Consider the following 12,775-nt stretch of genomic DNA (forward strand, 5'->3'; position numbering starts at 1 on the left):
ATCGGAGCAGCAAATCAGGCCTTGGCCAATCTGGTCAGACAAGAAGCCTCGCAGCTCGTCCGAGCGTGCGTTCGGCGTCGTTGTAGTAGTTTGACGCCTGCTGCACGGAGCGGTGCTGCGACTGCTGCATGGCCTCGGGCAGCGGAATGCCGCGGCGGGCGGTTTCTGTGAGATAGGCCTAATCGGCCCGAAGCTGCGATTTTGGCCAACTTGCGGAACAATCGGAGAACTTCACGGCTTGCTCTCCTCGGGTTGGAGGAGCATGGCGACATTTTCGGGGGCAAATTTGAATCCTCTGCGGTCGGGAATTCGCTCAGCGGAGATCGAGTAGCATGGCCGCTTTGGATCGATGCCGTGATCCGGAACCGTTCGCTTCCGGTGCGGAACTCGCGTCCGAAGTCCGAAGGGGCCAATCCGAATTGCTCTGCGAGAAACTCGGACCTGTCTTTTTCGAGGTTGAACGCGGTGCCGTCGGAAGCGGGAATGCTGACGCGGAACACGGGCTCGAAGGAGAATCCGGTATCCGTGCCGCGCCATCCGGCGCCGACCAGGCCGTGGTCCTCAGCGATCTTCTGGCAGACCTCGAGCATTCGGGTCTGGATCTCTTCGCACGTCGCTGGCGTCAGACGGGTTATGAGCCTGCCCTTTGTCATTTGCCCTTCCTCACCTGATAGACAGTACCGCGTGAGACGACGCCCATCGGTTCCGGGCGGTCAGTTACGTCGTCGTCGTGGTTTCAGCTTTCTGGTCACCTCCGCCAGCCACGCGACTGCACCGGGCGTGGCCTGCCAGGCCTGGCCGTTTTCCTCGACGTAGTCTGCTGCCTCATCCTCGCCCCCCAAGGTGATATAGCCGTCGATGGAAGCAACCAAAGGCTGCTTGCCGGAAAGGACGCCAGGCACATGGCTGTTCGCGAGCCAGGCCTCCTCGGCAAGCTTGCCGGCGCCCGGATCGTTTTCACGAAAGGCAAGAAGTGCCCGCGTGTAGAGCCATGCAGCAGCGCCATCGTCTTCGTGCTGTTTGAGAAGCTTCCTCAGGGCCTTGATATCGTCGCGCGCCAGCAAATGCCCGGCCAGCACGTAGCGGATGCCCTGATTGTCGTTCGGATTGAGCTTGAGCATTGCCTGATAATGGTCAATGGCCTTCTGATGCTGACCAAGCCGCCAGAGTACGGCGGCAAGACCTGCCCGCGCCCGCATGTAGGGGCGCGTCTCGAGAAAACCCCAGAAGCGACCGGCATATTCCTCAAACCCGTCAGGGCCCAGCGCCTCTTCACCCGCCGCGACGCCCTTCTGGTAGCAGTCCAGCACTTCCTCGACAGACCCTGCCTCTTCTTCGGCCAACAGCACATAGGCGTCGGCGCACAACGGCGAGACTTTAAGCGCTTTCCTGGCCAGCGAAATACGCTTGCTGCGACTGGTTGCTTCCCAAGCCTCATACATGATGTCTTGCGCAGCGTCCGTCGGGTCGCTCCCAAGCCCTCCGCCGAAAAAGACCTGCCATGAACCCCTCCATGCCGCGCCGGTCTGGCATCGGAGGCAGAGCATTGTCATTTCCGGCTTCTTCGCCACTGCCTTCTTTCGGGGCTTCTTAGTTTCTACCATTCCCTTCGATGCTTCACGCCGCTTGTTTCTGCTCAAAATCGATCCGGGTGTTCAGGTCGAGGTTGAAGCGGCCATAAGGATTGACGTGCCCGTAGATCAGCGGCGTCAGGCCGCGATAATCCTCCGGCGTCAGCCGCGCCGACCATTTCGGCTCGCTCAACACGGACTGCATCATGCGCGTGTTCACATAGACAAGCGACGCCTGCAGCAGATGCAGGGCCAGCACCGATATCTCCTGCTCATCGATCCGGTTCGAGGCGATCTCGCCACCCTTGCCGAAGAAGACGAAGCTGTTGGCGCTGTTCCAGTTCTCGACCACATTCAGGCCTTCGTGGATTTCGCGGCGAAATTTCTCGTGGCGCAAATACCGGCACAGGAAGATCGTCTTGATCGCCCGGCCGAGTTCGGCGAGGGCCTTGTAGGTCGGGTGCATCACCTCGGCGCGGGCGAAGCGGCGCAGGATCGCTTCGGGATCGGCTAACCCGCTGTGCATGGCAGCCGCATATTTGACCATCTCGTCATACTGCTGCTCGATCTCCTCCCAGTTGATGACGCTGGAAAGAATTGGAAGCAGATTGGGCAATTCAGCGCGCAGGCCTGGATGCGGCAGCGCCAGCTTCTGCCGAGCGATCGCCTTAAGGCGTGGCGCCAGTTCAAACCCGAGCAGATGGCAGAAGGCAAACCGCGCGAAAGCGCCACACGGGAAGCCGACGTTTCAAAGGCGTCCAGAAAGCCGGTGTCGAGTGCCGTCTCCTTCAAGACGTCCAGCAGTTCCGTCATCGGCCAACGCCGGCCGATCTCGGCCTTGACCGATCGTAGGCCCTGCGGTTCCGGCAGCGGCTGGAACGGCGTGATCGAGATGCGGTTCTCGCCGCGCCAGAGAATGCGTACCTTGTCGTTGCGGGGGAGTTCGGCATTCAGCAGCCGCAGTTCCCGCTCAAGCTCGGCCTGGATTTTGCGCGTGAAAGCTCGCGCATCCGACGTCAGGTTGAGCGCGTTGTAGTAGGCCGTCCGTCGGCTCTCGAAATCCTTGGGCAGATCGTCGTCCGGATTGCGATAGCGGTCCGCCCCGATCACCCAGATTTCCTTGGCCCGGATGCGGTCGCGCAACTGGCTGAGGACGCAAAGCTCATAGCTGATCCGGTTGATTCGCCCATCCTTTCCGATGATCGCGCTGCGCCATTTCGGCGGAATGACCCCTTCGATCGGCACCCCGTTCCGCGGCACAACGCGGCATCCGGTTTCGAAGGCCCGCCTGATCCAGTCCAACGCCCAAGCACGGGCCGATGCACTGCATTGTTCGAACGAAACTCCAGAACCGAAAGAAGCTTCGGCAGGATTCTTCGATAGTGACCGGCATAGGATCCACGCATAACCTGGTAGATGCGCCGTTCGAGCGTGCCCTTCGCCCGATACTCCTTGACGATCGCCGCTAGCTTTTCCTTGCCCGCTACCGGAAAGATCACATCACAGACCCGGCCACCCGGCGCCTCGATCGCGGCACCCGCGATATCGATCAGCAGCCGCTCCTTGCCGTAAACCTTCTCGATGTCACGCGCGATGCCGGCCACCACCTTGCGCTTCGAACGCACCCCGATCTTGTGGATGGTCTCCACCAACAGGTCGACCATGCCGTCGATGATCTGTGCTTCCCGCATCATCAGGAAAACGGTATAGAGTCCCAGTTGCCGCCTCGAGGCGTGGCGGCGCATCTCCGACGCTTTTTCGGCGCCGACCCGCCGAACGATCTGATCGATCCAGGTCTTGCCGGCAGCGGATAGAAGATCCCGCGGCAAATCCAGCTTCTTGATGAAGGCAAGCCGATCAGCCAGGGCAAGCATGTTGTCCAGCGTGGCTGCACCCGCATCTCCTTTGATCGTATGCAACCCGGTCGGGCTATCTGGATCGGCCAGCGATGTTTCCATCAGCGCGACCGTTTCCGGGCGGAGCCGATCCGCAACACCGCCAAGAAAGGATTCCAGAAAGCGTTGCCGCTCGGAGCGCACTATCCGCTCCATCTCCTTGCACGACGGACCGAAAATCTTGCGATCCCGGCACCACAGAAATACAGCCTCCATCATCGCAGCGACCGATGCTCCCCTAGGGCAAAGCTCCGTCGCTATCCAGATCGCAAGTGTGCCTCGATCCGCCCGCTTCATCCGGCGGAAACCAAGATGGCGCAAAATCTCGGCGCAATGGCGCCGCCCTGAACGCCCCCCGAAAAATCATACCGGCAGAGATCTGCCTTGCTGACGCCAAGCTGCTCGGCCAGATACGAAACCGCCTCGTCGGGAGCCTCAGCCGCCGCGGTGGCGAAATATCCGTACGCGGCGAAGAACTTCAGTTGAACCGCCAGTCCGAGCCTCGATCCGGCCGACTTGGCCTTCGCAAAGCCGATGTCGGCAAAAGAGAGGCTCCACTCCCCGGTCAATGCCTCGGGCGAAACGCGCAAACCCATACATCCACTCCCTCTTCCAGGAGTGAATTCTCAGGCGACGACGCCATACCGGTCAATCCGTTCGGGCAACGTTCCACAACTTGGCCAAAATCGCAGCTTTGGGCCGATTAGGCCTATTCGGCCGTAGATGTTTGTGAGCGAGGACAGGTTGGGCAGCATCCAAAAGGGGTTTGATGCCTTACTGAGATCAGGGTCGGGAAGGTAAAGATTGACCTCGCCATCCGGCGACCGCGCTCCCTGTTCGAATTCGTCGATCGTATCGCGGACGAACTTCAAGATAAATTCGTCATTGCCGTCAGTGGCGGCTCGACTATCAAGCCAGCCGGCCATCTCTACGAAAGCTGATCGCGTTGCGGAGATAGAAGGCGCTGAACAGGCGTTTATGTATGACTGAAGCACTGGCAACGGGGCCAGAGCATGGAGATATTCCGCGACATGGTTCTTCATTTCCATGACATCGCGGCGGCCGTCGAATTCCTGCGAGACTGGGGGAATGACAAAGTGATTCACCATCGTCGCGCAGATGAAGAACCGCTTGTCCACCACCTCGACAAAGACGGGCAATCTTCGATGTTGAAAGTATTTCGCAATGTCGGCTGCGACGCCTGGCTTTCCGACCAGCCGCTTCGATTTCAGCTCTGAGCCTTGTATGCGGTGAATCGTGCGCAGGCGTGAGAACTCGGCGGCAAGCGCGGCTTCATTGTCGATTCCGACGGCGACCAAGACGAATATCGATTGATCACCAAAGCCAAGATTTGCGCCTGCTTTCACGAGGTCGCCTGTATTCCCGCTCTCGTCTAAGAAGAAAATATTGGTCAAAAATAACCCGGCAGTTCGCGCATCAGTTCTTTCGCAAGAGTACGTTCAAAGGTCTGATTGTCTAGAGGCGTTTACGGGTCGGCACTGTTGGCGGCGACAGCTGATAACAGCGTATTTTCTCGCTTCCGGCGGGGTTAGAAATTGAACTGTGGTTGGTTCTCGTAGGCGCCGTCTTCTCGCTCGTTCGTCAGCGACGAGAGCGTTACGCCAAGGAGGCGCACCGAGCGTTTGAAGGGGTACACGGTTTCAAGCAGCCCTGACGCCGCATCGATGATGTCGTTGGCGCTGGCGAAGGGAAGGGCGGTGGTCTTGCTGCGGGTCGCCTGAGTGAAGTCCGAATACTTGATCTTCACCGTGACCGTCTTGCCGCTGAAACCCTTCGCCTGGCAATAGCCCCAAACCTTTTCAGCCAGCGGCTTGAGCTCAGTTGTCGCAAGGTCAAGATCAATGATGTCCTCCCTAAAGGTATCTTCCGCGCCAACGGACTTGCGGATACGGTCCGGCCGGACCTGGCGCATCATCGATGCCGCGAGCGATGCCATAAAAGTACGGTCCGGACTTGCCGAAATGCTCGACGAGGAACTGAAGCGACTTTTCTTTCAGGTCGGCGCCGGTCTCGATTCCAAGCCGGTGCATCTTATCGGCGGTCGCAGGGCCGACGCCATGGAATTTCTTGACCGCGAGCCCCTCAACAAAGGCCGGACCGTTTTTCGGCGTAATCACGGCCTGGCCGTTCGGCTTATTAAGGTCGGACGCGATCTTGGCGAGAAACTTGTTGTAAGAGATGCCGGCCGATGCGTTCAGCCCGGTCACCACCTTGATCTTCGCGCGGATCTCCAGGGCGATTTCGGTGGCGATCGGCATGCCCTTCAGATTTTCCGTCACTTCGAGATAAGCCTCGTCGAGTGATAGCGGTTCGACCAACGGTGTGTATTCGGCGAAAATCTCCCGGATCTGCTGTGAGATGGCTCGATACACCTCAAAGCGCGGTTTCACGAAAATCAGCTTCGGGCATTTGCGTGCGGCGGTGACCGACGGCATTGCCGAGCGCACGCCGAATACGCGGGCCTCATAGCTTGCGGTCGTCAACACCCCTCGGGCACCAGCTCCCCCGACAGCGACTGGCTTGCCGCGCAGCTCCGGATTATCGCTGGACGGAGGCATAAAGAGCATCCATGTCGACGTGGATGATTTTCCGGACCTGGGCGGTGTCATTCATGGTGTTACCGGATGTCAGGGCGGCACGAACCCGTTGGAACAATTAGGGAACGTATCACGATGGCAGCAAATCGCAACGGCGCTTTCTTTCGGTAATCTTGTCCCAAGGCCGGCGTGCGCTAAAGCAAGCTGCCTTGCTCAATCGGTTCGCCGGATTTCGAAACGATCGTGGATCCGTACGGTTCGCGCGACGAAATGATCAGCGCATCATTCGGTAACGGACGGGCGAGATGCTTGGCCTCATCCCAAGGCGATGCCAACGGCGATCGGAGATCCACACGCGGCTGTTGCTCGCGGCGATAGCGAGCCCAATCTTTTCTATTTCACCACGCCCATGGACGGGCTCCCTGCGTCATCACCCACGCGTGCGGCCAGCGCAAGGTGTTAGCGGATGTCGAAACCTTTTCAAGCCATCGCAGCATCTTCTCCTCCGCGCTCGGCGAACATTGCCCAAGGCAGCAAATTGCGCTAGCTGGCGCGGATCCCACCTTTCGAATCAAGGAAAGCACGTTCTAACATACAGCAAGTCGCTGACCTTCGCGCAATGCTTTCAGGCTATTGTCAGTTCTGGCCGCTATACAAGTTCCGTTCGACTTGACGATCGCGAAACGGATGCGATGGCGGACAATTCACAAACGAGCACAAGGAAATCCTTACATGAGATCCTCACCGAAAGAGACCGCCACCGCGGCCATCCCGATTCATCGAATGCATCCCCCGTCTTTCTGGAAGGGGATGATCCTTGCTGCGACCGTGATCGTCCTCGTACCGAGTAGTCAGGTTTCGGCTGAGGACAAGGGGCAAACCGTTCACCACATACATCAGGCAGCCTCAGTTGGTTGGGAGAGGAAGAAGATGGAAGAACTTCCGGCGGGAACAAAGTTCAACCACGCTAATAGGGATGGGGTGTGGGGCGGTTCGGGGCAAAGCGGGCACACGGGCGAAGCAATTTGGATGACCTCAGAAAACGATGTAAACGCGGCACGCGGCTATGCAGGTAGTTCTGGAAAGTACTTTGTTATCGAGGCGCAAGAGCCCCTCAAATTAGCGGTCATGGACGAGCAGGGTGATCAAGTGTTTCCTGATGAATTAGGCGCATGGGCTACCTTGGCGCAGAGATACGGCTTGGATGGAGTGAAGACGGAATATGGAAGCTCGTACGAGGTGGTTTTATTTGACAAAAGCAAGATTGCACCTGTGGAAGAACGTCGTTTCGATTAGCACAGACGCCAGCGCACGACGCCATCGAGATAGGTGCCGTCCTCGTTGAGGCGGATGAAGTTTGCGAGTTCGGTCATGGTCTGTGTCCTGAGTGTGTGTTTCCCGAAGGGAAAGCCCTTTCGGGCGAAGCCTCCCCGGTCTTTCCGGGGGAATGGCGAAAGCCCGTCCCACTGCGGCGGGCGGGACTGTCAAGTGGCGTGGTGCGGAAGGTGGGGGATCTTCTCGGGTCCGCTCGCGGACTGGCGCGGAAGATTTTCCACCTTCACGGGCCGCTTGACCGGCCTGGCCGGCGATGTCATGGGGCGGAAACAAGCAATGTGGCCCGGAGCGGGCCTCAGTGCCGGGTGCGCAAACAGCCGCTGGACAAGCGATCGTTACCGGGATCGGCGGAGACGGGCGCAGGCCGGCTCCATGCCCTCGGCATAGAGAGCGGCCACCGGAACGGGCGGTGGCCTTCTCCTGATTCAGTGCCCGTGGAGGACAGTGTCATTCCGTTGCAGATTTCCCGAGGCAGGCCTGTTTTAGGTGAATTCACGGCAAAATCGCCGGTTCAACACGTGGGTGGCGGTCAATATCGGTTGACTAAAGGGCCACCCAACACTATGTTGAGAGCTAACAACTAACCCAGCATCCTGAGAGACATGTGCTCCGGGCGGTTGGGGGAAAAAGCCGGCGCAAGCCGGTTTTTTTATGTCTTGGGAGCAAGGAGTGCCAGCGTTACGAACAAGAGTCTACATCGACGGCTACAATCTCTATTAGAGTTGCCTTCGCAAGACCGCCTTCAAATGGCTCGACGTCCTGACCTTGTTCGAAACGCAAATTCTGCCATCGATCCTCTACCGGCCAGCGCCAGACGCCAATCCTGCAACGATGACGCTCCATCCGGACTGCGCGATCAAATATTTCACCGCCAAGATCATCGAAAGTGTCGCTTGGCAGATGGAGTGGTTGCCGCCCTCCCCAGACGGCATCGAAAGTGCCAACGATGTGGTTGATATAGGCCACAGAGCGGAGAGGACGGCAAATGAAGGATACGATGATCGGGGGGCATCAGCATTACGCAAAAGCTCACAGAGATCGCCATAGTCAGAGCACTAGGTGCTGCGGGCGATCTAATGTTTTCCCAGAATCCCTACAATCAACTTTTGTGTCGAGGAGGACAGTATGTGGTATAAGACGGCGATGGTGGTCGCGCTGGCCGCAATCTGCACAGGCTGCATGACGGCGGAAGACCTCCGTTGCCGAGGACGAGGCGCAATGCCGGTACTACGGCTTCGTCGGGAAGAACGATGCTTTCGCCGAATGTCTGCAGCGCATCGATCTCGCGCGCCGCGCGGACCTGAGAAGCGCGTCGGCTTTCGATCCTTGGGACCGGCCGGTGATTCATCGTCCGGCCATCATCCGGCCACGGCCCATTGTGGTGTTTCGCTGATTTTCTTATCCGGAAGCTAACATGGCATTCGCTTCTCCCGTTCGGTGAGCAGCATCGTAGACGCTAAGCTGAAATCTCGTCCATCCCGCCCGTCTCGTAGCCGCTTCAACCGGGGGAGGGGAGGGGCTTTTCAAAGGCCGGAGGCCTTGGTGAGATTGACCCGGAAACGATTGCCTCGGCGCTGATACTTTCGCGTCATCTCTGCCGAGGCGTGACCGAGATGCTTTTGGACATAACGCTCGTCGACCTCGGCCGAGGAGGCAAGGCCAGCGCGCAGCGAATGCCTCGAGAACTTTTGCGCCCGCTCGCCCTCTGACAGGTCGCCGCGGACGCCGGCGGCGAGCGCCGCACGTTTGACCAGCCGCGCCACCTCCTGGTCATTGAGCCGCTCGGCTCCGACCGCGTTGCTATGACCGTCACTCGTCGGAAAGGGGGCCGTGGGCGATCCGTGCCAGTCTCAGCCAGGTCTGCAGCGCCACCACGGGGCACGTAGCATCCAATGAGCCACGGCCGATCTCGACCTCGCGCCAGCCGGACTTGCCGCGCAGCGTTACCAAGGCGCCTTTATCGAGGACTTCCACCCAAGCGCGACCATCCTCGGTCTGGTCGCGGCCACAATCCAAGCCTACGATTTCGGAACGTCTGAGGCCGCCGGCAAAGCCGTTCAGCAGCATTGCGCGGTCGCGCAGGCGCGCAGCGTGCCACGATCGGGCGTCTCCAGCATGGCGATCACGTCCTCCATAGGGCGCGCCGATAGTAAGTCATTGACTGCTGGAAGCTGGCGACGAACTCGGCGTTCTCGGGTTTTGGGCCGTAGCTGTGCTTGTCGAATTTGGAGTGGTGGTTGGCGCAGAGCCAATCAGGTTCAGGATGATTGTTCTTCGTCGACGTCATCGGAACGCTGTGGGCGGCCTTGCAGGAATTGGTGTGACCGAGGCAGATGGCGCATTCGCCGCCTGCCTCTTCCTCGATTTCCCGCTTTATTTCGTCAGGTCAGGTACGGGGCGGCCGGCCGCCGCCCTTCGTGGCCAAAGTAGCTTTAGCCAGTCATGAACCTTCGAGCTCGGTCCGATCTGCGCCATATATGGCTGGAGGCAGGGAGCTGCTTGCCCTCTCGGCGCGCGGCCTGTCACATGGTTTAGTGTCGTCTGTCCGAGAACAAAGGACAGAAGCGATTGCTATGATGAAGAGCCAGGATGTTGTCGTTCTGCTCAAATTGGTGAGCTTGGAGGACGATGAGCACATCGGTCATCAGCCTGCGCGACACACAAGGGACGGCGTGCTTTCCGCCGACGAAATCCGTGCCTTCTGGAAATGGCTGGATGATGGGCGCGGATGACATGCCGCCCGACGCAATCGCCGTGCTAAGCTACAGTTGCTCGTGGGCGCACGGGTGGGCGAGATTGCCGGCATAAGAGCGGGCGAACTGGCGTACGAGGGCGAGCGGTTGATTTGGCGGCTTCCGACGAGCCGCAGCAAGAACAAGCGTGAGCGCGTGACGCCGATGGCCGGGATGGCGAAAGAGATTGCCGAGACAGCCTTGAGGGGCAGGCCGAATGGCGAACTGTTCCGCACGCTGGACGGCAAGCGGTCACTTCGCGCCGACGACATCGGCCTTGCATTGAATCATCGCGCTCGGCCGATCGCTCACTTTACGACGCACGACTTGCGCCGCACGGTCGTTTCCGCAATGGACGAAATGGGCATCGCGCTCGACACGATTGCGGCTGTCATCGGCCACCAGCGCGGAACAGGGGACACGCGCACGCTGATCCGGCACTACAGCCGGCCGAACCTCGACCACCGCGTTGAAGCCGCCTTGACGGCTTGGCAGGTGCATTTACAGGCTGTCATTGACGGAAGGGAGAAAGCGGGCAACGTCGTCCGCCTCACTGGTGATGCCAGCCTCATTTCTACTCCTTGGGGAACCGCTTCCGACATAGGTCATGGACAATCGACAACGCGCGGCGATCCTGGCCCCGGCTCTTGGACAGAAAGCACTCTTCGTAAGTAGTCACCCGATCCCACATTGACGTTGCGACCACGCCGGCTACAAACGCCGCCGCCAAAATCGCCATGCTCTTGGGGTTTAAGGACATATCGTCTCCCATGCTTCCGGTAAGCATATAGGAGGTTTGGTCAGGATCAATCGCGGCCACCTTTTCGCCCACACTGCACCGGCACTGCAACGGCGGGCCACGCCATGACCTGATCGCCAAGGCCACTTGCAGCTAGGGCTTGTATCTGCGATTCTCGATATCGGAACTGGGGGATCAAAGGATGAAAGATTTGCTGCTGGCTCCGCTGGGCATAATTTTCATGCTGGGCGGGCCGATCACTTACATTTTGAATGTCGTAGACACTTGGCAGGGATCAGCCAGCGTTGCGATGAAGCTTTTGACCAACCTAACCCTCGACGGCATTCTAGCGGCCATATGGCCCATAACGTGGCTAGTATGGCTGATCATGTATTTGGGCGGAGGCGACCCCACACCAGCCCGCGTCCTTGGCTTTTAGGAACTGATCCACCGATGATTCGAATTGTCGCCGTCATCGCCGCAGTCGCGCTCGCCGCTGCCATCCTGCCTTGGCCATATGAGTATTACCAACTGATGAGGTTGGTCGTATTCGGCGCAGGCATTTATTGCGGCTTCGTCGTCCGATCGGCCGATGAAAAGCTAGCATATGCGCTGTTCTTCGCCGCCCTTGTTTTCAATCCCGTATTGCCAGTGCATCTCTCCAGGGAAATTTGGATGCCCCTCGATTTAATCGGAGCGGGCCTTTTTGCCTTCACGGCTTATCGGAACCCGGCCACGCCCGGAAGCGAACACGGCAATATATAAGGGCGGATTTGGAGAGTTAGTCATGACAAGCTGCAACACGGTTGAAAATTTTGGGCGCTGAACGATGTAACCAACCAACCTTGAATATGAAATATTCACAGGCCGCAGTCCCTACGAAGCAGATACCTACCTTGAAGATGATGACGCCGATGATCTGGCAAGAGAGCCCGGCGCTTGGTCGCGATTGCTGGCAGTAATTAGACAATTGGTTAGTTCCCAAACCGGGCTAAAACGGGTAGAGCCCGGCAGATTGTGCCGGGCTCTACCTTACGGTTCTAAGGTAATCCCGCGACTATGTTCGCCGCCCCTGAAGCTGGTTGTTCTCCTTCTGCGCGGCTGCACGGCGGGCATCGATATAAGCCGCGAGGTCGGATAGGTGGACGCCTTTAGCGGCCTTCTGGCTGCCTTCGATGCGGATCACGGGGATGTCAATTTCGCCCTCTGTCGCCCTCCTGGCGAACTGTGTCGGCGTCAGGTGACTGAAATAGTCACGACACAGTTTTTCGAGCGGGATCACAGCCGCGCCGTCGTACTGCGCCATCAACAAAAACGCGGTGTTCATCCGGCTAATACCTCCTTGTTGTCACCCGCCCAATAGGTCCCATCGAATCACGCAGACGCAGCGTCTTTCGCAGCTTGGCCGGCCGCGCTGCGTACCGGCATCGAACTGACTTTCTCCGCTAGGGCGAACGCGGGCGCACTCGCAGCGTCAATCAGCGCACCTTCGTCGCTTGGAGCGAAATGATCGGGAATGGCGTCGATGATGTTCTTCGCGGCAATAGCGGCCTTATGCAGCCAGCGGCCGAGCGAGATCAGTTCGGCGTCGATGAGAGCGGCAGAGTTTTTGATGGGTGCTTCCTTTCACGGTGTTCGCAGTCGCACCACCTACATACGCCGTCAATAACATGTACACGAAAAAGACGCATTGACACGATTTCATGTACATGCAATCTGCTCGCCATGGGCCGGAAAAAGCTGTGGGCGGAAAACATCAACCTGACCTTGCCCGAAGGGGCAAAGGCTAGGATGGATGCCGCCCTAAAGGACGGCGAGGATCGGCTTGATCTGATCCGCACCGCAATCGAAACCGAGCTTGAGCGCCGCGAGAAACCTGGCAAGCGTTCCTCAACTAAATCTGACAATTCCACCTAGGCAGGTGGCAATTGTGCCGACAAAGGTT

12 protein-coding genes and 5 pseudogenes are annotated in these 12,775 nt (G+C 58.8%); 7 read left to right on the top strand and 10 right to left on the bottom strand.

The window, feature by feature from the left end; genetic code table 11:
• Positions 1 to 34 precede the first annotated feature (34 nt).
• Positions 35 to 175: pseudogene (locus ACG873_RS01975) on the bottom strand (integrase); the annotation flags it as partial.
• 157 nt (positions 176 to 332) lie between these two features.
• Here ACG873_RS01975 and ACG873_RS01980 point away from each other — a divergent pair.
• Positions 333 to 671, top strand: a complete 339-nt coding sequence (locus tag ACG873_RS01980) for a hypothetical protein (RefSeq protein WP_394890128.1) — start codon at positions 333 to 335, stop codon at positions 669 to 671.
• A gap of 42 nt (positions 672 to 713) precedes the next feature.
• Here ACG873_RS01980 and ACG873_RS01985 read toward each other — a convergent pair whose 3' ends face one another.
• From ACG873_RS01985 to dinB, 7 genes and pseudogenes are all read right to left on the bottom strand, one after another.
• Entirely contained in the window at positions 714 to 1,640 is a 927-nt protein-coding gene (locus tag ACG873_RS01985; protein WP_394890129.1) for a tetratricopeptide repeat protein, read from the bottom strand.
• A pseudogene (locus tag ACG873_RS01990) lies at positions 1,618 to 2,286 on the bottom strand (Tn3 family transposase); the annotation flags it as partial. The gene ACG873_RS01985 and the pseudogene ACG873_RS01990, both read right to left, overlap by 23 nt.
• A 391-nt stretch (positions 2,287 to 2,677) precedes the next feature.
• The gene (locus tag ACG873_RS01995) at positions 2,678 to 3,529 is read right to left on the bottom strand and encodes a hypothetical protein (protein ID WP_394893842.1); all 852 of its coding nucleotides are present in this window, start codon (positions 3,527 to 3,529) and stop codon (positions 2,678 to 2,680) included.
• Positions 3,530 to 3,664: 135 nt separating this feature from the next.
• Positions 3,665 to 3,763, bottom strand: a pseudogene (locus ACG873_RS02000) (hypothetical protein); the annotation flags it as partial.
• A complete protein-coding gene (locus ACG873_RS02005) occupies positions 3,760 to 4,062 on the bottom strand; it encodes a DUF4158 domain-containing protein (protein ID WP_394890131.1) in 303 nt (100 codons plus the stop codon). The gene ACG873_RS02005 and the pseudogene ACG873_RS02000, both read right to left, overlap by 4 nt.
• A gap of 30 nt (positions 4,063 to 4,092) precedes the next feature.
• Positions 4,093 to 4,881: a hypothetical protein gene (locus ACG873_RS02010; protein WP_394890133.1), complete on the bottom strand. Its 789-nt coding sequence runs from the start codon at positions 4,879 to 4,881 to the stop codon at positions 4,093 to 4,095.
• A 134-nt stretch (positions 4,882 to 5,015) separates the two neighbouring features.
• Positions 5,016 to 6,100 (bottom strand): annotated as a pseudogene (gene dinB / locus ACG873_RS02015) (DNA polymerase IV).
• A 656-nt stretch (positions 6,101 to 6,756) separates the two neighbouring features.
• Here dinB and ACG873_RS02020 point away from each other — a divergent pair.
• Complete coding sequence (locus ACG873_RS02020) at positions 6,757 to 7,320, top strand: hypothetical protein (RefSeq protein WP_394890135.1); 564 nt, start codon at positions 6,757 to 6,759, stop codon at positions 7,318 to 7,320.
• Positions 7,321 to 8,882: 1,562 nt separating this feature from the next.
• On the opposite strand, the pseudogene ACG873_RS02025 reads toward ACG873_RS02020, so the two are convergent.
• Positions 8,883 to 9,491: pseudogene (locus ACG873_RS02025) on the bottom strand (tyrosine-type recombinase/integrase); the annotation flags it as partial.
• A gap of 441 nt (positions 9,492 to 9,932) precedes the next feature.
• On the opposite strand from ACG873_RS02025, the gene ACG873_RS02030 reads away from it, so the two are divergent.
• From ACG873_RS02030 to ACG873_RS02045, 4 genes are all read left to right on the top strand, one after another.
• Positions 9,933 to 10,091 carry a hypothetical protein gene (locus ACG873_RS02030; protein WP_394890137.1) on the top strand — a complete coding sequence of 53 codons (159 nt, stop codon included), beginning with the start codon at positions 9,933 to 9,935 and terminating at the stop codon, positions 10,089 to 10,091.
• Between the two features lie 54 nt (positions 10,092 to 10,145).
• Positions 10,146 to 10,766, top strand: a complete 621-nt coding sequence (locus tag ACG873_RS02035) for a tyrosine-type recombinase/integrase (protein ID WP_394890139.1) — start codon at positions 10,146 to 10,148, stop codon at positions 10,764 to 10,766.
• 266 nt (positions 10,767 to 11,032) lie between these two features.
• A complete protein-coding gene (locus tag ACG873_RS02040) occupies positions 11,033 to 11,269 on the top strand; it encodes a hypothetical protein (protein WP_394890140.1) in 237 nt (78 codons plus the stop codon).
• Between the two features lie 14 nt (positions 11,270 to 11,283).
• Positions 11,284 to 11,595 (top strand): DUF6804 family protein, encoded by a 312-nt coding sequence (locus ACG873_RS02045; RefSeq protein WP_394890142.1) that lies wholly within the window; start codon positions 11,284 to 11,286, stop codon positions 11,593 to 11,595.
• Between the two features lie 292 nt (positions 11,596 to 11,887).
• Here ACG873_RS02045 and ACG873_RS02050 read toward each other — a convergent pair whose 3' ends face one another.
• Positions 11,888 to 12,157 (bottom strand): pyocin activator PrtN family protein, encoded by a 270-nt coding sequence (locus tag ACG873_RS02050; RefSeq protein ID WP_394890144.1) that lies wholly within the window; start codon positions 12,155 to 12,157, stop codon positions 11,888 to 11,890.
• Positions 12,158 to 12,555: 398 nt separating this feature from the next.
• On the opposite strand from ACG873_RS02050, the gene ACG873_RS02055 reads away from it, so the two are divergent.
• Entirely contained in the window at positions 12,556 to 12,747 is a 192-nt protein-coding gene (locus tag ACG873_RS02055; protein ID WP_394890146.1) for a hypothetical protein, read from the top strand.
• Positions 12,748 to 12,775 lie beyond the last annotated feature (28 nt).

Source organism: Allomesorhizobium aridi (genome assembly GCF_043769475.1).
In the GTDB taxonomy this organism is placed as follows: Bacteria; Pseudomonadota; Alphaproteobacteria; order Rhizobiales; family Rhizobiaceae; genus Allomesorhizobium.